Source organism: Mesorhizobium sp. B1-1-8 (assembly GCF_006442795.2).
Classification (GTDB): domain Bacteria; phylum Pseudomonadota; class Alphaproteobacteria; order Rhizobiales; family Rhizobiaceae; genus Mesorhizobium.
Window position 1 is genome coordinate 2,397,067 of sequence record NZ_CP083956.1, and the last position, 22,551, is coordinate 2,419,617.

Here is a 22,551-nt window from a genome sequence, read left to right on the forward strand (position 1 = left end):
ATCCCCGCAAGGCTTCGGAACTTTCGAGGCGAAAGCACCGTTAGGTGTCGTCAACTCTGGGTTTGCCTTCAGCAGAATCGGCGAGAGGATGCCGCAGATCTTCTCGAAAAACGCCAATGGCGTTGCGCGCTTCGTCATCTGGGGAAGCTGTGCACTTCTGCTGATAGCCGCCGCGATCGGGATAATCCTCCCCCGCTCGGACCTGGTAACGGGAGTAGGGGAGCCGTTGGCGCAGCCAGTGCCATTCAGCCACAAACACCATGTCGGCCAGCTCGGCATCGACTGCCGCTATTGCCACAGCGGTGTGGAAACCTCGGCTGCGGCGGGCCTGCCGGCAACCGAAGTCTGCATGACCTGCCATTCGCAGCTTTTCACCGATGCCGGCATGTTGGCGCCGGTCCGCGCAAGCCTCGCCGGCGGCCAGCCCATCGCATGGCAGCGCGTCAACAGCGTCCCCGACTTCGTCTTCTTCAACCACGCGATCCACGTAACCAAGGGTGTCGCCTGCGAGACCTGCCATGGCGAGGTGGACGAGATGCCGCTGACGAGGCGGGCCCATACGCTGAGCATGGAATGGTGCCTCGGCTGCCACCGCAACCCGGAGCCCAACCTACGCCCGCCGCAGGATGTATTCCTTATGCACTGGCAGCCACCCGGGGACATCGAAGAGGTCAGGCGAAAGCTGATCGGCATGCTCGACATCCACCCCGAGACGATGACGGATTGCTATGTCTGCCATCGCTGACGACAGGCCTGGTTTCGCCATCGACATCGCGGCTCTGCGCAAGCGGCTGGCGCTGGGCGGAGAGACATGGCGCAGCCTTGACGAGATCGCGGGCACGGCCGAATTCCGACGTTTTGTCGAAGCCGAGTTTCCGGCAATCGCCGAGCGTCTGCCGGCAAAGCCGAACCGGCGGACCTTGCTGAAGCTGATGGGCGCTTCGCTGTCGATGGCTGGGCTGGCCGCCTGCAGCAGGGCGGAGAGCATCGTACCCTATGTGCGTCAGCCAGAGATGCTGATCCCGGGTAGGCCGGTCTATTACGCGACAACATTGTCGAGCGACGGCTTCGGCATCGGCGCCATCGTCGAAAGCCATGAAGGACGGCCGACGAAAGTCGAGGGCAACCCAGACCATCCGGCATCGCGCGGCGCCACCGACGCGGTGATGCAGGCAGCGGCGCTGACGCTGTTCGATCCCGATCGGTCGCGCACGTCGCTCAAGGACGGCGAACCGGCATCATATGGCGATTTCCTCAAAGACATGGCGGCGCTCGTTTCGCGCTGGACGGCATGGCAAGGGAAGGGAGGGGCCCTGCTCCTCGATGCCTCGACGTCGCCGACGCTCGCGGCGCAGATAGATGCGCTGCGAGCGCGCTATCCGAAGCTGAAAATCTACCGCCACGGTCCGCTAGCGACGCCGGCATCGGCCGAGGCGTCGCAGGCGCTGTTCGGCTCGGCGCTGATACCGATCCACCACTTGGACCGTTCAGAGGTGATTTTCAGCTTCGATGCCGATTTCCTCGGCGAAGGGCCGGGGCGACTCGCCTATGCACGCGACTTCGCGGCGCGGCGGCGCGTGCGCAATCCGTCCGACCGGATGAGCCGGCTTTATGCCGTGGAGTCGACGCCGACGATCACCGGCGCGGCAGCCGACCACCGGCTGGCGATCAGGCCAAGCGAGATCGAGACCGTCGCTGTCGAACTGAACGCGGCGTTGGGTGGCCAGGCCGGAGCTTCCGGCTCGCCGGTCGACCATGCCTGGATGGCGGCGTTGGTCGATGATTTAAGGGCAGCGGGCCGCGATGCGCTGGTCATTGCCGGGGCGCATCAGAGCGCCTTCGTTCAAGCCGCCGCGCTGGCCGTCAATGCCAAGCTTGGCGCGCTTGGCAACACGGTGGAGCTGATCGAGCCGCCGGATGCGTTGCGGGTGGATGGCGACCTGGGAGCGCTGTGCGAAACAATTGGCGATGGCGCAATCGATACGGTCGTGGTGCTGGGCGCAAACCCGCTGCACACCGCCCCGGCGAGCCTCGATCCGCGCAAGGCCTTTTCGGGTCTGAAGCTACTCGTCCATCACGGATTCTACCGCGATGAGACCGCTTTCCTGGCGCATTGGCATGTGCCCGCTGCACATGAGCTCGAGAGTTGGAGCGATATACGTGCCTATGACGGCGCCGCCTCGCTGGTGCAGCCGCTGATCAGGCCGCTCTACGACGGCAAGACCGTGCATGAATTGCTTGCCGTGCTTGGCGGCCAGTTCGAAGCCGATCCGCTTTCGCTCCTGCGGCAGCATTGGACCGAGCTCGATGACGATGCCTGGAAGAAGGCGTTGCGCGACGGCATTGTGCCGAACGGCGCTGCCAGGTCCGTATCCGTCACCGTGCCGCCGGATCTGGGTGGACTAAGGCCAGCGGCGAAAGCGGCCGATGGCATCGAGATACGGTTCGTCGCCGATCCGTGGCTGCGCGACGGCCGCTTTGCCAATGCGTCGTGGCTGCAGGAATTGCCGCGGCCGCTGACCAAGATCGTCTGGGGCAATGCGGCGCTCATCTCGCCCGCCACCGCGGAGCGGCTGAAGATCGCAAATGGCAAGGTCATCAACGTCGCATCCAACGGGGCGGACATCGATGCGCCGGCCTGGATCGTGCCCGGCCACCCCGATGAAACGGTGACGCTCTCGTTCGGCTTCGGGCGCAAGGTGGGTTCTGTTGCCGCGCTGTCGGCGGGCTACAACGCCTTCCGGCTGCGCAGCGGCACAGAGTGGATCGCGACCGGCGCCGCAACCGCGTCGCGCGGCAGCAGCCTGCGGGTCATCACGACACAGCATCACCAGGCGATGGAGGGACGCGCCATCGTGCGCCACGCGTCGCTCGAAGCGTTCCGGCTGATCCCGGATTTCGTCCGCAACAACGCGCCGCCGACGCCGACGGAATCGCTCTATCCCGATTGGCGCTACGATCAGGAGGCCTGGGCGATGGCGATCGACCTTTCGGCCTGTATCGGCTGCATGGCCTGCGTTTCGGCCTGCCAGGCGGAGAACAACATCGCGCCGGCCGGTCCGGAAGAATGCGAGCGCGGGCACGAGATGCACTGGCTGCGGGTCGACCGCTACTATGCCGGGTCGGTCGATGCGCCCGAGACGTTTTTCCAGCCAGTGCCTTGCATGCATTGCGAGAAGGCGCCCTGCGAGGTGGTCTGCCCGGTCAACGCCACGGTCCATACGCATGACGGGCTGAATGCCCAGGTCTATAACCGCTGCATCGGCACGCGCTATTGCTCGCAGAACTGCCCCTACAAGGTTCGGCGCTTCAATTTCCTCGACCATCAGTCCTTCGACAAGCAAGAGGCAGGCCCGGAGCAGGGCGTGCACAATCCCAATGTCAGCGTGCGCTCGCGGGGCGTGATGGAGAAGTGCACCTACTGCGTCCAACGCATCAGCGCCAAGCGCATCCAGGCCCAGATCGAAAACCGCGCCATTTCCGACGGCGAGGTGGTCACGGCATGCCAGCAGGCCTGTCCGACGCAGGCGATCAGCTTCGGCGATCTGAACAGGAAGGACGCGCACGTCGCCCGGGAAAAGGCCGCGCCACAGAACTACACGCTGCTCGAGGAGCTGAACACGCGGCCCCGAACGACCTATCTCGGCAAGATTTCCAATCCCAACGGCAAGCTGGCCAAGCCGGGTGAGGCGAGTGATGGCTGAAGCGAGCGCCGAAGGCCCGGCGGTCCTGCGCGGCCGCCACGATTTTCCCGAAATCAGCGGCCGCATCGGCTCGATCGTGCTTGGCGGACGGCTGCCGCGTCATTTCTGGACCGCATTTTTCCTGTGCTTCCTGCTCGTCCTGTTGCTCCTGTATTCCATCAGCTATCTGATCTCGGTCGGTGTCGGCGCGTACGGCATCGATATCCCGGTGGCATGGGGTACGATGATTTCCAACTTCGTCTGGTGGATCGGCATCGGCCACGCCGGTACGCTGATCTCAGCGGTGCTGCTGCTGCTGCGCCAGCCCTGGCGGGCCTCTATCAACCGCTTCGCGGAAGCCATGACGCTGTTTGCCGTCGCCATGGCCGGACTGTTCCCGATCCTGCATCTGGGCCGGCCATGGTTCTTCTACTGGTTGCTGCCACTGCCCAATGTGCATATGCACTGGCCGCAATGGCGCAGTCCGCTGGTCTGGGATTTTGCGGCGATCGCTACGTATGCGACCGTCTCGCTGTTGTTCTGGTATATGGGGTTGTTGCCCGACCTGGCGGTGTTGAGGGATCGCGGCAGGTCGAGACCTGCTCAGCTCTTCTACGGAATACTGGCGCTCGGATGGCGCGGGTCGGCCTACCATTGGGCGCGCTACCAGACCGTCTATTTCCTGCTTGCCGCGCTCGCGACGCCGCTGGTCGTGTCGGTGCATTCGATCGTCTCGCTCGACTTCACCTTCGCGATCACGCCCGGCTATCACTCGACCATCTTCCCGCCCTATTTCGTCGCTGGCGCGCTGCTCTCCGGCTTTGCCATGGTGCTCACAATCGCCATCCCGCTGCGCTGGGCTTTTTCCGTGAAAGACCTGATCACCGTCAGGCACATGGACAATGCCGCCAAGCTGATGATCGCCGCGGGAATGGTCGTCGCCTACGGCTATGTCTCGGAAGCGTTCTTCGCCTGGTATTCGGGTAAACCTTACGAACGTGCAATGATGTTGCAGCGCGCCATTGGCCCGTACGCGCCTTTGTTCTGGACAATGCTTGGCCTCAATTGCGGGGTGCTGCAGCTGCTGTGGTTCAGACGCATCCGGCGCAACATGCCGGTGCTGTTTGCGATTGCCGTGGCGATCAACATCGGCATGTGGATCGAGCGCTACATCATCGTCGTCACAGGACCGAGCCGGGATTACCTGCCGTCCGCCTGGGGCGAGCAGTCGCTGACGTGGCTCGATTTCGGCATCCTGTTCGGTTCGATCGGCACTTTCTTCGCGCTGGTGTTCCTGTTCATCCGCATCCTGCCGGCGATCACCATCTTCGAGGTCGAGGAACTGGCGGAAGAGGAGGGCAAGCTCCGATGAGCCTCTACGGCCTTGTGGCGGTGTTTGCCGATCCGCAAGCGCTCATAGAGGCGGCGCGCGGCATGCGCGAGCGCGGCTATCGGCGCATGGATGCCTTCTCGCCATTCCCAATGAAGGAGCTGGACGGGATACTGGGTATCCGGAAGACGCGCCTGCCTTGGGCCGTACTCGCCGGAGGCATCGCCGGCGCCGCTCTGGTCTATGCGTTGATCTGGTATTCGGTCGAGATCGACTATCCGGTGAATGTCGGCGGGCGGCCGCTGCATTCCTGGCCGCCCTTCGTCGTCATCGCCTTCGAAGCCGGCATTCTCGGCGCCGCCTTCGCCGGCTTCATCGGAGTGCTCGCGGCCAACGGGCTGCCTTGCTACCACCACCCGGTCTTCAATGCGGAAAGCTTCAGCTATGCGCGCGGCGGCAAGTTCTATCTGCTGATCGAAGCGGGTGATCCCAAATACCGCAAGGGCGTGACCAAGGGCCAGCTGACACGGCTCGGCGCCGAGATGGTCGAGGAGGTCGAGGCATGATGAGCCGTCTGCGCCTCGTGCTCTTGCTCGCCGCATTGCTCGTCGCCGGCTGCCGGCAGGATATGGAGGATCAGCCGCGCTACGACCCGCTGGAGGCCAGCGATCAGTTCGCCGACGGCATGTCGGCGCGAACGCCTGTCGCCGGAACCGTTGCCCGCGACGCCGACCTGACGCCAACGCCGGACCGGATCCCTTATCCGGTCACCATCGAGCTTCTGCGGCGCGGACAGCAGCGCTTCGACATCTTCTGCTCGCCCTGCCACGGCCGCTCGGGCGACGGTCACGGCATGATTGTCCAACGCGGTTTCCCGGCGCCGCCGAGCTACCATCAAGACGCGCTGCGCAAGGCCGCCGACCGGCATTTCTACGACGTCATCACCAATGGCTACGGCGCCATGTATTCCTACGCGGCGCGGGTGCCGCCGCGGGACCGCTGGGCGATCGTCGCCTATATCCGCGCGCTGCAATATTCGCGTGACGCCCCGGTCGCCGAACTTCCGCAGACATTGCGCGCGCGGCTCGAAGCGGAGGCTTCGCCATGAGGCGTGCCGAGCAAAGTTTTCTGTTGGCCGGCGCCGCCGGAATCGTCCTCTGCGCGCTCGGCGCATCGCTCGATGCCAAGGCGATGTCAGGCGCCTGGCTCGCGGCCGCCATCTTCGCGCTCAGTCTACCGCTCGGCGCGTTGACCATACTGATGGTGCATGGGCTGACCGGCGGGCGCTGGGGCGAAGCAGTCCGCCAGCCGCTGCGCACGATCGCAGCGACGCTGCCGCTGGGTTTGGTCTTTCTCGTGCCTGTCCTCACAAGGCCCGGCCTCGTCTTCCCGTGGGTCGAAGCCGATGCGGCGAAGCTGCCGGAGATGGTCCTTCAGAAGCTTGCCTATCTCAACGTGCCGTTCTTCCTGCTGCGCTTCGTGGTTTGTTCCGCGATCTGGCTTGTTCTGACCTGGGTGGTGCTCGGTTCGACCAACGCTCCAGCCAATTCGAATGATGGCAACGGCAAGAAATTCGCCCTTGGCCTGATCCTCCACGCGCTTGCCGTCAGCGTCTTTGCCATCGACTGGATGCTTTCGATCGAGCCTGAATTCACCTCGACCGTCTACGCACTTTGCGAGGCGGCAGCGGAAGTAGTCGGTGCCATGGCGCTTGCCATCCTTGTTCTGGCGGCAAGTCGAGCGCTGCAGCTCATGCCCGGCGGCGAAGAAGAGGTTGCTCTCAGCGAAGACCTTGCCAACATGCTGCTCGGCTTCGTGCTGGCCTGGATCTATCTCACCTTCATGCAGTGGCTCGTCGTCTGGGGCGGCGACCTTCCCGATGAGATCCACTGGTACATCGCTCGCGCCACGGACGGCTGGCAATATCTGCTGTGGCTGCTGATCGTGTTCCATTTCGCTGCACTTGCAGCGTCGCTCAGCCATCGGTTGAAGCGCCGTCGCAACGGCCTGGTCTGGCTGGCGAGTGTGGCTCTGGCCGGTCACTTCGCCGACGTCTTCTGGCGCATCCGGCCACCACTATTTTCTGGCGGCTTGCTGGCATTGTGGCACGACGTTGCGGCCGCGATCGCGCAGACCGGCCTGTGGCTAGCGCTGTTCCTTTTCCTGCTCCGCCGGCCGGACAGGATCGTCTGGTGGAAGCGGGAGGCCGCCCATGGCTAAGGCGCATCGCCATCCCGAGACCCGCGATGTCCGGCCACGTATGCTGCTCGCTTTCGGCGGCGGGCTGCTGCTGTTTATCGCTTTGGCCGCAATCGGCATGAAGCTGGCCTTCAACACCAAACCGACATGGCTGCCGCTGCCCGCGAACGTCAGTCCGGAAAACCCCGACTTACAGATCACCCCGAAGCAGGACTTGGCCAGTCTCCGCGCCGAGGCGGATCGCCAACTCAAAATGCTTGGCTGGGTCGACCGCAATGCCGGCATCGCTCACATCCCGATCGACGACGCCATGTGGGCGGTGGTGAGCAACGGCTTGCCGGATTGGTCAGAACCGGGCGCCGCAGCAGCGGCACCCGACGACTGCGCCTTGATCACAGCGGCGGCGCCTCGCGCGCCGCAGGCTCAAAATTGTCGTCCGCAAAGCGGGGCAGGGCGATGAGAAGCTTGCTTGCGGCGCTTGGCCTGTTGCTCGCTGGTGCGGCACTCGCCAGCGAGCGACCGACCTTCGACCCGAAAATCGGCGCTCAACTTAGCCTTGGCCGCGAATTGGTCGATGCAAACCGCCAGAGGCGGACGCTTGACGGAACCCTGGGCGGCCATCCAGCGCTCGTCATCTTCGGCTACGACAGATGCCCGAATCTTTGCGGTGTCACACAGCAGGCGGTCGCTTCCGATCTGAAGAAGACGTCGCTTCGTCCTGCCGACTATCGCGCGCTGTTCATTTCGATCGATCCCGAAGAGACGCCCGCCGATGCCGCGGCGGCGCAGGCGGAGATCGCGTCCGCTGCCGGTCCGTCCGCACCGGCGTGGCGGTTCCTGACAGGCAGCGACGGCGCCGGCGCGGCGCTTGCCAATGAGGCCGGCATAACTTTCGACCGACGTAAAGGCATCGACCAGTTCGTGCATCCGATCGCGGTCATCGCGCTCACACCGTCCGGCCGGATTGCGCGGGTGTTGCCGGCGCTGAGCTTCACGCCGCGCGACCTTGAGCTCGCGCTGGTCGAGGCGTCGGCCAACAAGCTCGGCTCTATCGCCGATCACGTCTTCCTCCTCTGCGCCGGCTTCGACAGTTCGAAGGGGCAGTATTCGCCTGCGATATGGGTGGCGCTGAAATTGGCAAGCCTGGCGACGGTGCTCGGCCTGGGCGCGACCGTGCTCTGGCAGACGCGGGGGAGGGCAAGGTGAGCTTCGGCATTCCCTTCTTCCCGCAGGAAGCCTCATCGGAAGCCGGGTATGTCGATGCCCTGTTCTACACGCTGCTCGCCTTCTCGGTTGTTCTCGGACTGGCGCTCACCGGTCTCGTCGTCGGTTACGCTGTGAAATACCGCGTCGGCTCGCTGGCGGATCGCACCGGCTCGCGTTCGCGCAACATGCCGCTGGAAATGACCTGGACGATCGCAAGCCTGATCATCGCCTTCATCTTCTTCGGCTGGGGCGCGGCGCTTTTCGTGCGCCGCGACCATCCGCCGGCGGACGCGCTCGAGATCTCGGGGCTTGGCAAGCAATGGATGTGGGAGTTCAGGCAACCGGGCGGCCAGCGCGAGATCAACGAATTGCATGTTCCGGTCGGCAAGCCGGTCGTGGTGTCGCTCGCCTCGCAAGACGTCATCCACTCCTTCTACGTGCCGGCCTTCCGCATCAAGCAGGACGCGGTGCCCGGGCGCACGACGCATATCTGGTTCATCGCCACCGAGCCTGGCCGCTACCATCTCTTCTGCGCCCAATATTGCGGCACGCAGCATTCCGAAATGGGCGGCTGGGTGACAGTGATGGCTCCCGAGCAATATGCATCCTGGCTGAACGGCCAAGGCGAGGGAGAGACACTTGCCGCGAGCGGCGAAAAACTGTTTCGTGCGCTTGGCTGCTCAGGCTGCCATGGCGCGAGCAGCAAGGTGAGGGCGCCGCCCCTCGAAGGCATCTTCGGCCGGCCGGTGGCGCTCGACAACCAGCAGACGGTGATCGCCGACGAGCGCTATCTGCGCGACTCCATCCTCAACCCGAAGAAGGAGATCGCCGCCGGCTACCAGCCGGTCATGCCGAGCTTCGACGGCCTTATCGACGAAGGCGAGCTGCAGATGCTGCTTGCCTATCTGAAGTCGCTGTCGCCTCAACCAGCGGCTGGAGCCAAGTCATGAGCAACGCAGCGATGCCCGGCACTTATCTGGGGAAGGGGAGCGGGCCTCGCGCGTGGCTGCTCACCACCGACCACAAGCGCGTGGCGTGGCTCTACCTGATGTCGCTGACCGCCTTCTTCTTTCTCGGCGGCGCCATGGCGGTGCTGATGCGGATCGAGCTGGCGACACCGGCAGGCGACCTCGTCTCCGACGATGTCTACAACCGGCTGTTCTCGCTCCACGGCATCATCATGGTCTGGTTTTTCCTGGTGCCGTCGATCCCGGCGACCATGGGCAATTTCCTTTTGCCGCTGATGATCGGCGCGCGCGATCTTGCGTTTCCGCGGCTGAACCTCGCCAGCTGGTATGTCTTCATCTTCGGCAGTCTGTTCGCGTTGTTTGCGGTGGTAGCCGGCGGCGTCGATACCGGCTGGACCTTCTACACGCCGCTGTCGACGCTCTATGCCAACGGCTTCGTCTCGACCGCCGCGTTCGGCGTCTTCATCGTCGGCTTCTCGACGATCATGACCGGCATCAACTTCATCGTCACGGTGCACACGCTGCGCGCGCCGGGGCTCACCTGGTTCCGTCTGCCGATTTTCGTCTGGACGCTCTACGCCACCAGTCTTGTGATGGTGCTGGCAACGCCGGTGCTCGCCGCCTCGCTGATCCTGATCGTGCTGGAGCGCGTCTTCGGCATCGGCATCTTCAATCCCGATCTCGGCGGCGATCCGCTGCTCTTCCAGCATCTCTTCTGGTTCTATTCGCACCCCGCAGTCTACATCATGATCCTGCCCGGCATGGGCGTGGTGTCTGAGGTCTTGCCCTGCTTCAGCCGCCGGCCGTTGTTCGGTTACAAGGCGGTAGCGATGTCGTCGATGGCGATCGCCGTCTTCGGATTCCTGGTCTGGGGCCATCATATGTTCGTCAGCGGGCAGTCGGCCTATGCCGGCGTGGTGTTCTCGTTCCTGTCCTTCTGCGTCGCGATCCCCTCAGCGATCAAGGTCTTCAACTGGAGCCTGACGCTGCGCAAGGGCGAGATCAGCTTCGAGACGCCCATGCTCTACGCGCTGTTCTTCCTGGCGCTGTTCACCTTCGGCGGATTGGCCGGGCTCTTTCTTGCGGCGTTGGCGGTCGATGTCCATGTCCACGACACCTATTTCGTCATCGCGCATTTCCACTACATCATGGTCGGCGGCATGGTGACCGCCTATATGGCCGGCCTGCATTTCTGGTGGCCGAAGCTGACCGGCCGCATGTATTCGGAAACGGCGGGGCGCATAGCGGCAGCCGTCACCTTTATCGGCTTCAACCTGACCTTCTTCCCGCAATATGTGCTGGGCTTCAACGGCATGCCGCGGCGCTATCATACCTATCCGCCGGAGTTCCAGTTCTGGAACGTACTGTCCTCCGGCGGCGCGGTGGTACTGGCGATCGGGTATCTAATGCCGTTGTTCTATCTCGGCTGGTCGCTGCTTCGCAGCGCCCGCGCGCCCGACAATCCGTGGAATGCCACCGGGCTGGAATGGCAGACAAGCTCGCCGCCGCCGCCGCATAATTTTGAGACGATGCCGGTGGTGACGCGGCCAGCCTATGCTTACGACATGAAGGGGCTCGAGCACGAGCGTTTCAGTCCGCACCGGGAGGAGGCGGCGGGATGAGCGGCACCGAAAGCGTCGCTTTCGACACACCCCAGCGCGAACGGCGTGCCGGCACTTTTGCGATGTGGGTATTCATCGGATCGGAAGCGATGCTGTTCGGCGCGATCTTCCTGGTTTTCCTCTTCGCGCATATCGATTTCGGCCCCGCCTTCGCGGCAGCCTCGAAACATCTTTCGTTGCCGCTCGGCACCTTCAACACCGCAGTCCTGATCACCAGCAGCTTCACCATGGCGCTGGCGCATATGCTTGCGCTTCATAGACGTTGGCGCGCGACTGTCTGGGCGTTGGCCGCGACCTCGGCGCTGGGTGGGTGTTTCCTTGTCGTGAAGGGGGTCGAATACGGCAAGGAGATTCACGAAGGCCTGGCGCCGCTCCTCGGCTTGCCGTTCCACTATACCGGGCCGGATCCGGTCCACGCGGAATTCTTCTTCGGCCTTTATTTCACGATGACCTCGCTGCATGCACTGCATCTGATCGGCGGCATCGTCGTGATCGCCGGCATGATTGCGCTATGGCGGACCGCCAGCCCCGCCAGCCGCCTTCGCCGGGTCGTGGCCGTTGGTCTCTACTGGCATTTCGTCGATATCGTCTGGGTTTTCATGTTCCCCGTTCTTTACCTGATCAACCGATGAGCGACCTGCGCAAACTCACCGCCGGCTATGTCGGGCTCCTCGCGCTCCTGGCGCTGACTGTCGGCTCGTCCTTCCTCGATCTCGGCGGCTTCAATGTCGCGCTCAATCTGGCGATCGCTGCCGCCAAAGCGGCCTTGATAGCGGTTTTATTCATGCATCTGACCGGCACCTTGCCGAGACTAGCCGTTGCGGCTGCCGGGCTTTGGCTCGTCATCCTTTTTGGACTGACGCTGATTGGCCGATGAGCCGGGGGAATGTCATCCATCAAACGCTTGGCACACTCGACAGCCGGCTACCCATCGGCAGGCCAAGGATGGAAATGCCGCCGGGCTTGGTAGTTCGCCAAGCAGCTATCGAGGCAATCAGGCCTCTTCAGTCGAAGAAGCCGGCATCCTCTTCCCTGAGATACTTCCTGGCCGCTTCGGCGTCGATATCGAGGCCCAGCCCCGGCGCTTCCAGGAGCTCCACCATGCTGTCCTTCACGATCTGCGGCGGCAGGCCGATTACGAGGTCCTCCCACCAGGGGTCGGAGGCGCTCGGGTATTCGAAGGCGATGTAGTTGGCGGGCAAGGTGGCGCAGACGTTGATCAGCGCGCCGAGGCCGAGCAGGCCGTTCGCGGTGCCGTGCGGTGCCATCAGGATCGAGTGCATGTAGGCGTGCTCGGCGACCCATTTGAGCTCGGCGATGCCGCCGATATCGGCGGGATCGGGGCCGATGACGCGCACGGCCTGCGTCTCGATCAGCTCCTTGAAATTGTGCCGCAGATAGATCTGCTCGCCGGTATGGATAGGCGTCGAGGTGGAGGTGGTCAGCTCGCGATAGGCCTGCGGATTGACCCACGGTACATAGTCGCCGGTCAGCATGTCCTCGAGCCACATCAAATTGTACTTCTCGACCGCTTGGGCGAACTTGATGGCATCGGGCAGCATCCAGCCCGGGCCGCAATCGAGCGCCAGGCTGACCTTGTCGCCCAGCACTTCCTTCATCGCGATCACGCAGTCGAGCATGTGATTGAAACCGCGCTCGCTGATCACGCCCTGATCCATGGCGCCGTGATAGCCGGCTTTCTTCTGCGTCACGCCGTAATGGAAGTCCTCGACGGTGTCCTTCATGTTGGAGTGGAAGGAGATTCCCTGCTTGATCATGAAGAAGTTCTGCGGCTGCTCCATCATCCATTTGACGTCGGCGGCGTAGTCCTCGGGCCGGTCGCCAGTGCGCTTGCGGCGGATCGAGCCGTTGTAGACGCGGACCTTGTCGCGCACCTTGCCGCCGAGCAGCTTGTAGACCGGCACGCCTGCGGCCTTGCCGGCAATGTCCCACAGCGCATGCTCGATGGCGCTTACCGCCGCCCCATAGGGCTTGAAGGAGCCGCGCTGGCGGATCTTCAGCATCACCCGCTCGACGTCGGTCGGGTCTTCGCCGATCAGCGCCTCACGGAAATGCAGCACAAAGGGCTTGAGGTAGGTCTTGGTGTACTCCACTTCACCCAGGCCGTAGAGGCCCTCATCGGTGACGATGCGGACGATCGGGTGCTTGCCGATGACGGCGCAGCGCAGGTCGGTGATCTTCATCTTTTCGGCTCAGCTCCAGGTGCGGTCCCAGGAATACTCGTTGTCCCAGTGATCCGTCGGCTGCCAGATGCCTGTGACGCCCGGCTGCAGATGCCGCGAAATCACCTCGTCGACGACGTCGTCGATCCCAAGGCCGGGCTTGTCCGGAACGGTGATGAAGCCGTCCTTCACAAGCGGCCTTGGAAGGCCGGTGACGATGTCGTCCCACCAATCGACATCGGCGGAGTGGTATTCGAGCGCCATGAAGTTTTCGGTCGCGGTCGCGACATGGGCCGCGGCCATCGCAGCGATCGGGCTTTCGGCCATGTGGATGGCCATGGCGACGCCGTAGTCCTGCGCCATGTCGCCGATCTTCTTGGTCTCGAGGATGCCGCCGCTGGTGAGCAGGTCCGGGTGGATGACGGAGAGGCCGCCGCTCTTGAGCAGAGGCTCGAAGCCCTCCTTGAGGTAGATGTCCTCGCCGGTGCAGATCGGCACCGTGGTGGCCTGCTGCAACTGCCGGTACTGCTCGGTGTACTGCCACGGGATCACATCCTCGAGCCAGGCCGGCACGTATTTCTCGATGCGACGCGACAGGCGTATGCCGTCCTGCAGCGAGATGTGGCCGACATGGTCGATGGCGAGCGGGATCTCGTAGCCGATGACCTCGCGAACCTCGTGGATATACTGCTCGAGCAGGTCTATCCCCTTTTCGGTGAGATGCAGGCCCGTGAATGGGTGCTGCACGTTCTGCGCATCGTAGGCGAGATTGCGAGCCTTGCGCTGCTGAGGCGTGCCGCCACGGCCGCGCGGATTGGCGCGAAACCCTTCGAGCGCGCCGGCGGGCGCGACCACGGCGCCTGGGATATGGGCGACCTGCATTAGGCCCAGGTCCATCTTGAGGAATGTGAATCCGCGCTCCATGCGCTGCTTGAGGCGCTTGCCGGTCTCGGCGCCGCTCGGTTTCTCGGCGTCGGTATCGCAATAGACGCGCACGTGATCGCGAAACTTGCCGCCCAGCATCTGATAGATCGGGACGCCATAGGCCTTGCCGGCGAGATCCCAGAGCGCGATCTCGACAGCCGAGACGCCGCCGCCCTGCCGCCCATGGCCGCCGAACTGTTTGATGCGGCGGAACAGGCGGTCGATATCGCAGGGATTTTCGCCGAGCAGCCGGCTTTTGAGCATCAGCGCGTAGGTGGCGCTGGCCCCGTCGCGCACCTCGCCAAGCCCGACGATGCCCTGGTTGGTGTAAATCTTGAGCAGCGCCGAGGTGAACGGCGCGCCGACGATTTCGGCTACCCGCATGTCGGTTATGCGAAGCTCGGACGGTGTGGAATTCGTGTTGATGCGATTGAGAGCCTCGTCGGCTCCGCCCGTATTTGGCATGATTTGTCCTCGTTCTGGTCGGCGGAGTTTGTCGCCCATGCGCCGGGCGGCATGGAGTGCTGCTAGTGTTGGAGCATGATCTTTCCCGAAAACCGGTTCCCACCTTTCGGGATCATGCTTTAGCCCAACTCAATCTCGTGGGCTTGCAAGTAGTCGCGGTTCATCTCGACACCGAGACCAGGCTTCGACGTCAGCTTGAGGCTGCCGTTCGAAACGTCGAGCGGCCTGTCGATGAGATGATCGTATTTGGAGAGGTTCCACGCCGACGTTTCGAGTTTGTAGAAGTTGGGGACGGTCATCATCACCTGCGCTCCCGCAATCACGTTGATCGGTCCCGCGGCGTCATGCGGCGAGACCGGGACGTAATAGGCTTCGCACAGGGCGGAAATCTTCTTGAGCTCGGTAATGCCGCCGGTCCAGGTGACGTCCGGCATGATGTAGTCGGCGAGCTTGTTCTCGAGCACCGGCACGAAATCCCACTTGGTGTGACCGCGCTCGCCCCACGAGATAGCGGCGCTGACCTTTTCACGCACCTGCTTCAGCGCGTTGAGGCTCTCGGGCGGGCAGGGCTCCTCAAACCAGTCGATCTGGCCGGCTTCCTCGAGGCTCCGACAGAGGCGAATGGCCGTGGGAACGTCGAAGCGGCCATGCGCATCGATGAGAATGTCGACATCGGGCCCGGCGGTTTCACGGATCAGAGCCGTGAGTTCGGCGGCCTCGCGCTCGTCCTTGCGGGTCATGCTGCCGTCGAGATAGCCGTCCCGTCTTTCGCGGGGCACGCCGTCGACGATGCTGCCCTGGTGAGGGAAAGGATCGAATTTGAGCGCGGTGTGCCCGGATTCGACGATGTCCCGAATTTCGCGGACCACACCCTCCTTGCTGGTGAATTTGGCCTGGTTGGGATGGGTATAGAGCGCAATTTCATCGCGCACCGGTCCGCCAAGCAATTCGTAGATCGGCTTGCCGAGAACTTTGCCGCGGATGTCCCAGAGGGCTATGTCGATGGCGCTCACGCATTCGACGGCCGCGCCGCGGCTGCCCATATAGGTGAAGCTGCGGAAAATCTTGTGCCAGAGATGCTCGATGCGCGCCGGATCCTCGCCTGTCACGGCGGCGCCTATCTGCCGCAGGATCGTGCACAGAGCGCGGTTGGCGAGCCTTGTCGTGGTGGTGATCTCTCCCCAGCCACTTACGTCCTCGTCGGTCGTCACTTCGACGAACAGGAACTCTCCCCAATAAGAAGCATCTGACTTGATCAGCCACGGCCGAATGCTCGTAATTTTCATCTCAACAACCTCTCTCTGATTGGTCAGGCTGACGATGTTGCCGATTGGCTAGCCGGCCCGGGCCGCGTTGCGGGCGCGCATTTGTTCGAGGACATGCCGGCCGGAACCCTCGACATGGTGGGCAATGAGTTCGGCCGCCGCGTCGGCATTTCCCGCCTTGACGTGCGCGATGAGCTCGCGGTGCTCGCGAAGGATTGCGGCACGCCGGGCGAGCGTGAAATTGAAACGCCGGCTGACCGCCCGCAGCACTTCGCGGTGCTTCCACCAGAGCTCGGCGGCATGGCGGTTATAGTGCCGCTGGTACATCACGGTGTGGAAGGCGGTATCCAGCTCGCTGTGCCTGAATGTGTCGGCGAAATTGTTCTCTTCGATCAGACCCTGGAGACGTTCGAGTTCGGCAATGTCCTCGTCGGTAGCCATGTTGACGAACCATCGCGTCAGGGCTGGCTCGATCAGGACGCCGATCTCGTAGATATCCCGGACGAAATCCTGGTCTATGGGTCGGACGCGCGCCCCGCGGTTGGGAAGAAAGATGACAAAGCCCTCTCCGCGCAACAGCTGCAGAGCCTCGCGCACGGGGTTGGTCGAGGTGCCGTGACGCCGGGCGAGATCGGTGACCACAAGCCGTTCGTTGGCGGCGAGCCGCCCTTCGATAATGTCCTCCCTGATCAGTTCATAAACCGAGGCGCCCTCGCTGGAGGCCCCGATGGGGTCAATCCCCTCAGGTGGCTCTGCTTTGAAATCGCTTGTTTCGGCCAAGGCCGGCTCTCCCCCAAAATAATACACAGTCCGCCCAATTATCACGCACGGTTTCCATAAACAATGTACGATTCTGCGCGTTGACAGGAAATCCGCGATCTGAAAACGTACAAAATGATCGAAGGGATACATGGAACAGTTCCCCGCGATCGAACGAGCAAGGACCGCTTGCCCCGACGCAAAGCGGCACGGGAGAGAAACCTGGAGGATACCTATGACGAGGATTACACTCGGCGGTGCCGTCCTGCGCGGCACTGTGTCCACTGCTTTGATGGTATCGCTGATGTCCGCATCGGCGCTGGGTGCGCCGCCGGTCGACCTGAGTAAATGGTCGCCGGAATATGTGCGCTCAATCGCGGGCACACAGGATTTCGACACGGCCGCCGATTGCGCCAAGGTCACCCCGCTCGACTACAAGGGGCGACTGACCTTCTGGTATCAGGGCGTGTTCGAAGGCGACCCCGACCTCTTGCGCCAGTACTACAAGGATTTTTTCGCGACCTTCCGCAAGACCTATCCGAACATCCAGCTCGAAGAACAGGCCCTCACCTATAACGACCTTCTCGACAAGTTCCGCACCGCGCTCCTGGGCAACGCCGCGCCGATGGCGGTCCGCCTGCAAATCCTGGGCGGTACCGAGTTCGCCGCAAAGGGATATCTGCAGCCGCTCAAGCCCGAGGACGTCGGGTATTCGACGGAAGATTTCTGGCCCGGCGCCATGAAGGCCGTGACCTGGGACGGCGTGACCTACGGCATTCCAACCAACAACGAGACGATGGCGTTCATCTGGAACGCCGACATCTTCAAGCGTGCGGGCCTCGATCCGAACAAGCCCCCGGCGACCTGGGACGACGTCGTCAAGTATTCCAAGCAGATCCACGACAAGCTCGGCATTGCCGGGTATGGCCTCGTGGCTCGCAAGAATGCCGGCAATACGCCGTACCGCTTCATGCCGCAGCTGTGGGCCTATGGCGGCGGCGTCTTCGACGAAGCCACCGCGAATCCGACCTACAAGGAGGTCGAGCTCAACAGCCCGCAGAGCAAGGCGGCGCTGCAAGCCTCATACGACATGTATGTTCGCGACAAGTCGGTTCCGGTTTCGGCGCTCACCAACCAGCAGGCCGACAACCAGCCCCTGTTCCTCGCCGGCCAGGTCGGCATGATGATCTCGCACCCGTCCGACTACAACGTCATGCTCGACCTGCAGAAGAAGGCGACGGGCGCCGACAAGGCCAAGGCGCAGACCGTCATCGACAACATGCGCTACGGCCTGATTCCGACCGGCCCCGACGGCAAGCGCGCTGTCGTGTTCGGCGGCTCGAACATTCACATCCTGAAGCCTGAATATGTCGAGGGCGGCAAAGTGGACGAGCAGGCCGCGAAGGCTCTCATCTGCATGTGGACGAGCCCTGAATGGTCGCTGAAGATGGCCTATGCCGGCTCGAACCCCGGCAATCTTAACGGCTTCAAGACCAAATGGATGAAGGAACGTCTGGACAATATCAAATTCCTGGATGTCACAACCTCGATGCTGCCATACGGCATCCCGTTCCCCGCGCTGCCGCAGTCGCCCGAGATCATGAACATCATCATCCCGGACATGCTGCAGAATGCCCTGACAGGCGCGATGACCGTCGACCAGGCAGCGGATGACGCGGCCAAGAAGGTCAAAGACCTGATGGGAGGCGGACTCTAGTGCCGGCCTGACTTGCGATCCGACCGGCTGCGCCCTCGGCGCAGCCGGTTCTTCCCGAAAATAAGGGCACGCAACAGTGACGATCGTGACCGGCAAGGCCGAGGCCCGCCGAAGATTGCAACCCGGCAGGTCGGGCGTGCTGCGCAAAATCTGGGAGCATCGCGCCGATTACGCGTATGTACTCCCCGCGATCGTGGTGATGCTCATCGTCATCGCCTATCCGATCTACTATACGATCGAGCTGTCATTCTTCAACACGCCTCCCGGCCTGCAGCTCCGCGACAAGATTTTCATCGGCTTCGACAATTACAAGGCCATTCTCACCAGCGAGGTGTTCTGGAAGATCACCTTGAACACCCTCATCTGGACAGTGGGATCCACGTTCTTTTCCTTTGTCCTGGGGTTTGGCGCCGCGCTGGCGCTCCACCGCGACTTTGCCGGCCGTGGTGTTCTGCGCGCCATCCTGATCATTCCCTGGGTCATCAGCGCGGTTGCCGCCTCTTATATCTGGAAGTGGATCTACCATTCGGACTTCGGGATCATCGGCGCGGTGCTGGTCGGTCTCGGATGGGCCGACCGGCCACCGAATTTCATCGACAGCGTCAGTACGGTCTTGCCCTCGCTGATCGTCGTCAACATCTGGCGCGAGTTTCCGTTCGCCATGATCATGATGACGGCCGGCCTGCAGACAGTCCCAGACCAGTTGCTGCGCGCCGCAAAAGTCGACGGGGCCAACGCATGGCAGCGCTTCTGGCACGTCACCTTCCCGCACTTGCGCAACGTCTCGACGGTGACGATCCTGCTGCTGGCGGTGGCCAACTTCAATTCCTTCATCATCCCCTGGATCATGACCGGCGGCGGGCCGTCGAACGCATCGCATATCTGGATCACCCACATTTATGAGCTCGCCTTCGGCCGGCAGCGCTGGGGTGTGGCAGCGGCCTATTCGGTGCTCCTGTTCATCATCCTGATGACGCTGGGCTGCTTCTACGTCCGCGCGCTCAGCGGCAACGAACGGAAAGAGGGGAACGCATGAGCGCCATTGCCGAGACAGCTCCTCGAGGCCAGACCCGTCGCCGCATGCGCGTCGACGGATGGCGGTGGGCCGGTCGCGTCTTCCTCATCTTCATGCTGCTTTACACCGCGTTGCCGATGATCTGGATGCTGATCACCTCGATCAAGTCCGGGTTCGCGGCGATGCAATTCCCGCCGCAATGGTGGCCTGACCAGCCTACCCTTGCCAGCTACCAGAAGCTGCTCGATCCGCAAAACAGCGTCGGCCAGGACTTCCTCCGCTTCTTCTGGAACAGCCTTTTCGTCTCGACGGTGACGACGATCCTTTCGGTGATCGTGGCCGTTCCGGCGGCCTACGCGTTCTCGCGCTTCACTTTCCCGGGCCGGAACTTCCTATTCTTTGCCGTGCTGCTGCGCAACATGTTCCCGGCGGTGATCTTTCTGGTGCCGCTCTTCATCCTGATGCGCGCGCTCGGGCTGGTGAACACGCATGGCTCGCTAATCCTTACCTATCTCACCTTCGGCCTGCCGCTGGCGATCTGGCTGCTCAAGGGATTCTATGACAATATCCCGGTGCAGCTCGAGCAGGCGGCGCGCATCGACGGGGCAACGCGGTTCCAGGCCTTCATCATGATCGTGATGCCGCTTTCGGCGCCGGGAATCATCGCCACGGCGATCTATTCCTTCATCGGCGCCTGGAACGAGTACATCTACGCCTACACCTTCCTCTCCAAGAACGAACAGTTGACGCTGCCGGTCGGCATCCAGCGCTTCTTTTCGGAAAATACGACGGACTTTCCGGGCCTGATGGCGGCCAGCTTCATGATGAGCGTGCCTGTCGTGGTGCTGTTCCTCGTCCTGCAGCGATACTTCGTACGCGCCCTCACAGAAGGCGCGGTCAAGCATTAGGAGTTGCCGGTGGCCCACGTGGTTCTCAAAGATCTCGTCAAGACCTATGGCGGCTTCAAAGCCGTCAACGACGTTTCGTTGACGGTCAATGATGGCGAATTCGTCGCGCTCGTCGGCCCTTCAGGCTGCGGCAAGACGACCACGCTCAATCTCGTGGCGGGGCTGATCCCGATCACATCGGGCGACATCGTCATCGGGGACAGGGTAGTCAACGACCTCGACCCCAAGGACCGGGACATCGCAATGGTGTTCCAGAACTACGCGCTCTATCCGCAAAAGTCGGTCTACATGAACCTCGCTTTCCCGCTGCAGATGCGCAAACTGCCCAGGGACGAGATCGACAGGAAGGTCAAGGAAGCGGCGCGCGTGCTCGATATGACGCAGCTGCTCGAGCGCAAGCCGCGCGAGCTTTCGGGCGGGCAACAGCAGCGCGTGGCGCTCGGCCGCGCGCTTGTTCGAGATCCGGCGGTATTCCTGATGGACGAGCCGCTCTCTAATCTCGACGCAAAGCTGCGCGTTCAGATGCGGTCCGAGATCAAACGGTTCCATCAGGACCTCAAGGCGACGATCATCTATGTGACGCACGACCAGCTCGAGGCCGTGACCATGGCGGACAGGATGGCCGTGATGAATGGCGGCTATCTGCAGCAATACGATTCGCCGGCAAAGGTTTTCGCCCATCCCGTCAACATGTTCGTGGCGAGCTTCGTCGGCAGCCCGGCGATGAGCCTCATTCCGCTGCAGGCATCGACGGCAAATGGCGATACCGTTCTGACCAGCGCGGAAGGCTGGAATCTCACGCTGTCGCAACTCAACGCGCGCAAGGTCCGGAGAGCGACCACCAGGAAGGTCGTGCTCGGGGCGCGACACTCGACGATCAAGCTGCACAAGAACGCGGTCTCCAGCGCCATTCCGGCCAAGGCCTATACGGTGGAACCGACCGGAGACGTCACCTTCGTGCAGGCGTTCCTCTCCGGCGCCATCGTCAACATCAGCGTGTCCCCCAACATCGCCGTCAAACCTGATGAGCAGATCTGGCTCGAATTCGACCAGGAACGCACGCACCTGTTCGACGGCGAAACGGAAATGGCTCTCGAGGCCGACTGAGACAGGGCGGGTGCGTGTGGAACCTGGGCGTGAATGACTACGAAACTTAAGATCACTGTGATCAAGCCCTATCCGGTGTGGGTCGGGACCCGCAATCAGATGCTGGTCAAGGTCGAGACCGACCAGGGCATCTTCGGCTGGGGTGAGAGCGGCTTGAGCGGCCGCGAGAGGGCCGTTGCCGGCGCGGTCGAGCACTATCGCGAGTTTGTCATCGGCCGCGACCCGATGCAGATCGGCCGGATCTGGCAAGAGCTTTATCGCAGCCAGTATTTCGAAGGCGGGCGAGTTCTGCAGGCGGCGATTTCCGCCATCGACATCGCCCTCCACGACATCAAGGGCAAGGCGCTTGGGGTGCCGGTCTACGAGCTGCTGGGTGGCAGGCAGCGCGACCGCATCCCCACCTTCGCCTCGACCGGAGACGAGGCGGAGGGCGATGTTGCCATCGAACGAGCCAGTGAACTGCGCGCGCAGGGATGGCACGCGATCCGCTTCTTCCCCATCGGGCAAAACAACAGGGACATCTTCGAGCCGCGCGAGTCGATTGGCGCCACCGCGAGTATGCTGAACAAGGCGCGCGAGACGTTGGGCGACGATGTCGTGCTCGGCGTCGACTATCATCATCGGCTGTCGGTGGCGGAGGCGGCGAGCTTCTGCAACAAGCTCGGCCGCGGTGTGCTCGATTTCCTCGAGGAGCCGATCCGCGACGAGACTCCGGAAGCCTACGAATCGCTGCGCAAGATGACCGACATCCCCTTTGCCATCGGCGAGGAATTTGCCAGCAAATGGCAGTTCCTGCCCTATATCGAGCGCGGCATCCATCAGTTCAACCGGCTCGACGTCTGCAATGTCGGCGGGCTCACCGAGGCGATGAAGGTCGCCGGCTGGAGCGAGGCGCACTATGTCGACCTGATGCCGCACAATCCCCTTGGTCCGGTGTGCACGGCTGCAACCGTGCATCTGGCCGCCGCGGTGCCCAACTTCGCGTGGCTCGAGACCAGGGCGCCGGAAAGAAAGCTGGGCTTCGACAATTCCGAGTTCTTTCCCGTGCAACCACGGCTCGACGGGACCGATTATCCGGTCGGCGATCTGCCGGGGCTCGGCGTCGAGGTCAACGAGGCGGCGATCCAGGCGCAGAGTTTTCGTTTCTGGGAAGCGCCTCACCTCAAGCGCCGCGACGGTTCTGTCACCAACTGGTAGTTC

21 protein-coding genes are annotated in these 22,551 nt (G+C 62.8%); 17 read left to right on the forward strand and 4 right to left on the reverse strand.

Annotated elements, in window-relative coordinates; translation table 11 throughout:
- Positions 1-88: 88 nt before the first annotated feature.
- The 12 genes from FJ974_RS11740 to FJ974_RS11795 are packed head-to-tail and all read left to right on the forward strand — an operon-like array spanning position 89 to position 11,885.
- A complete protein-coding gene (locus FJ974_RS11740; RefSeq protein WP_226891572.1) occupies positions 89-745 on the forward strand; it encodes a cytochrome c3 family protein in 657 nt (218 codons plus the stop codon).
- Positions 729-3,704 (forward strand): TAT-variant-translocated molybdopterin oxidoreductase, encoded by a 2,976-nt coding sequence (locus FJ974_RS11745; RefSeq protein ID WP_140537141.1) that lies wholly within the window; start codon positions 729-731, stop codon positions 3,702-3,704. Before FJ974_RS11740 ends, FJ974_RS11745 begins: the two co-directional genes overlap by 17 nt.
- Positions 3,697-5,055 carry an NrfD/PsrC family molybdoenzyme membrane anchor subunit gene (gene nrfD / locus FJ974_RS11750; protein WP_140537139.1) on the forward strand — a complete coding sequence of 453 codons (1,359 nt, stop codon included), beginning with the start codon at positions 3,697-3,699 and terminating at the stop codon, positions 5,053-5,055. The genes FJ974_RS11745 and nrfD overlap by 8 nt, the downstream gene beginning before the upstream one ends.
- Positions 5,052-5,579: a DUF3341 domain-containing protein gene (locus FJ974_RS11755; RefSeq protein WP_140537136.1), complete on the forward strand. Its 528-nt coding sequence runs from the start codon at positions 5,052-5,054 to the stop codon at positions 5,577-5,579. The genes nrfD and FJ974_RS11755 overlap by 4 nt, the downstream gene beginning before the upstream one ends.
- Positions 5,576-6,121, forward strand: coding sequence for a c-type cytochrome (locus FJ974_RS11760; RefSeq protein WP_413468339.1), 546 nt, complete (start codon positions 5,576-5,578; stop codon positions 6,119-6,121). Before FJ974_RS11755 ends, FJ974_RS11760 begins: the two co-directional genes overlap by 4 nt.
- The gene (locus tag FJ974_RS11765; RefSeq protein ID WP_140537132.1) at positions 6,118-7,233 is read left to right on the forward strand and encodes a hypothetical protein; all 1,116 of its coding nucleotides are present in this window, start codon (positions 6,118-6,120) and stop codon (positions 7,231-7,233) included. The genes FJ974_RS11760 and FJ974_RS11765 overlap by 4 nt, the downstream gene beginning before the upstream one ends.
- A gap of 40 nt (positions 7,234-7,273) precedes the next feature.
- A complete protein-coding gene (locus tag FJ974_RS11770; protein WP_140537129.1) occupies positions 7,274-7,672 on the forward strand; it encodes a hypothetical protein in 399 nt (132 codons plus the stop codon).
- Positions 7,669-8,418, forward strand: a complete 750-nt coding sequence (locus FJ974_RS11775) for an SCO family protein (RefSeq protein WP_140537125.1) — start codon at positions 7,669-7,671, stop codon at positions 8,416-8,418. The genes FJ974_RS11770 and FJ974_RS11775 overlap by 4 nt, the downstream gene beginning before the upstream one ends.
- Positions 8,415-9,368, forward strand: a complete 954-nt coding sequence (gene coxB, locus FJ974_RS11780; RefSeq protein WP_140537122.1) for a cytochrome c oxidase subunit II — start codon at positions 8,415-8,417, stop codon at positions 9,366-9,368. The genes FJ974_RS11775 and coxB overlap by 4 nt, the downstream gene beginning before the upstream one ends.
- Positions 9,365-11,008, forward strand: a complete 1,644-nt coding sequence (ctaD, locus tag FJ974_RS11785; RefSeq protein WP_140537119.1) for a cytochrome c oxidase subunit I — start codon at positions 9,365-9,367, stop codon at positions 11,006-11,008. Before coxB ends, ctaD begins: the two co-directional genes overlap by 4 nt.
- The gene (locus tag FJ974_RS11790) at positions 11,005-11,640 is read left to right on the forward strand and encodes a cytochrome c oxidase subunit 3 (RefSeq protein ID WP_140537117.1); all 636 of its coding nucleotides are present in this window, start codon (positions 11,005-11,007) and stop codon (positions 11,638-11,640) included. The genes ctaD and FJ974_RS11790 overlap by 4 nt, the downstream gene beginning before the upstream one ends.
- Positions 11,637-11,885, forward strand: a complete 249-nt coding sequence (locus tag FJ974_RS11795; RefSeq protein WP_140537114.1) for a cytochrome C oxidase subunit IV family protein — start codon at positions 11,637-11,639, stop codon at positions 11,883-11,885. The genes FJ974_RS11790 and FJ974_RS11795 overlap by 4 nt, the downstream gene beginning before the upstream one ends.
- A gap of 127 nt (positions 11,886-12,012) precedes the next feature.
- Here the strand turns inward: FJ974_RS11795 and FJ974_RS11800 are convergent, their stop codons facing one another.
- The 4 genes from FJ974_RS11800 to FJ974_RS11815 all read right to left on the reverse strand — a co-directional run bounded on the left by FJ974_RS11800 (position 12,013) and on the right by FJ974_RS11815 (position 16,625).
- A complete protein-coding gene (locus FJ974_RS11800; protein WP_140537111.1) occupies positions 12,013-13,212 on the reverse strand; it encodes a mandelate racemase/muconate lactonizing enzyme family protein in 1,200 nt (399 codons plus the stop codon).
- A gap of 9 nt (positions 13,213-13,221) precedes the next feature.
- Positions 13,222-14,580, reverse strand: coding sequence for a mandelate racemase/muconate lactonizing enzyme family protein (locus FJ974_RS11805; RefSeq protein ID WP_140537109.1), 1,359 nt, complete (start codon positions 14,578-14,580; stop codon positions 13,222-13,224).
- A 119-nt stretch (positions 14,581-14,699) separates the two neighbouring features.
- On the reverse strand, positions 14,700-15,866 hold the full coding sequence (locus tag FJ974_RS11810) for a mandelate racemase/muconate lactonizing enzyme family protein (RefSeq protein ID WP_140537106.1): 1,167 nt from the start codon (positions 15,864-15,866) through the stop codon (positions 14,700-14,702).
- A 48-nt stretch (positions 15,867-15,914) separates the two neighbouring features.
- Positions 15,915-16,625: a GntR family transcriptional regulator gene (locus tag FJ974_RS11815; RefSeq protein ID WP_140537103.1), complete on the reverse strand. Its 711-nt coding sequence runs from the start codon at positions 16,623-16,625 to the stop codon at positions 15,915-15,917.
- Positions 16,626-16,839: 214 nt separating this feature from the next.
- On the opposite strand from FJ974_RS11815, the gene FJ974_RS11820 reads away from it, so the two are divergent.
- The 5 genes from FJ974_RS11820 (at position 16,840) to FJ974_RS11840 (ending at position 22,548) form a co-directional block, all read left to right on the forward strand.
- Complete coding sequence (locus FJ974_RS11820; protein ID WP_140537101.1) at positions 16,840-18,321, forward strand: ABC transporter substrate-binding protein; 1,482 nt, start codon at positions 16,840-16,842, stop codon at positions 18,319-18,321.
- A gap of 76 nt (positions 18,322-18,397) precedes the next feature.
- Positions 18,398-19,357, forward strand: a complete 960-nt coding sequence (locus tag FJ974_RS11825; RefSeq protein ID WP_140537098.1) for a carbohydrate ABC transporter permease — start codon at positions 18,398-18,400, stop codon at positions 19,355-19,357.
- The gene (locus tag FJ974_RS11830) at positions 19,354-20,244 is read left to right on the forward strand and encodes a carbohydrate ABC transporter permease (RefSeq protein WP_140537096.1); all 891 of its coding nucleotides are present in this window, start codon (positions 19,354-19,356) and stop codon (positions 20,242-20,244) included. Before FJ974_RS11825 ends, FJ974_RS11830 begins: the two co-directional genes overlap by 4 nt.
- Before the next feature lie 9 nt (positions 20,245-20,253).
- Positions 20,254-21,351 (forward strand): ABC transporter ATP-binding protein, encoded by a 1,098-nt coding sequence (locus FJ974_RS11835; protein ID WP_140537093.1) that lies wholly within the window; start codon positions 20,254-20,256, stop codon positions 21,349-21,351.
- A gap of 33 nt (positions 21,352-21,384) precedes the next feature.
- Entirely contained in the window at positions 21,385-22,548 is a 1,164-nt protein-coding gene (locus FJ974_RS11840) for a mandelate racemase/muconate lactonizing enzyme family protein (RefSeq protein ID WP_140537090.1), read from the forward strand.
- Positions 22,549-22,551: the final 3 nt, after the last annotated feature.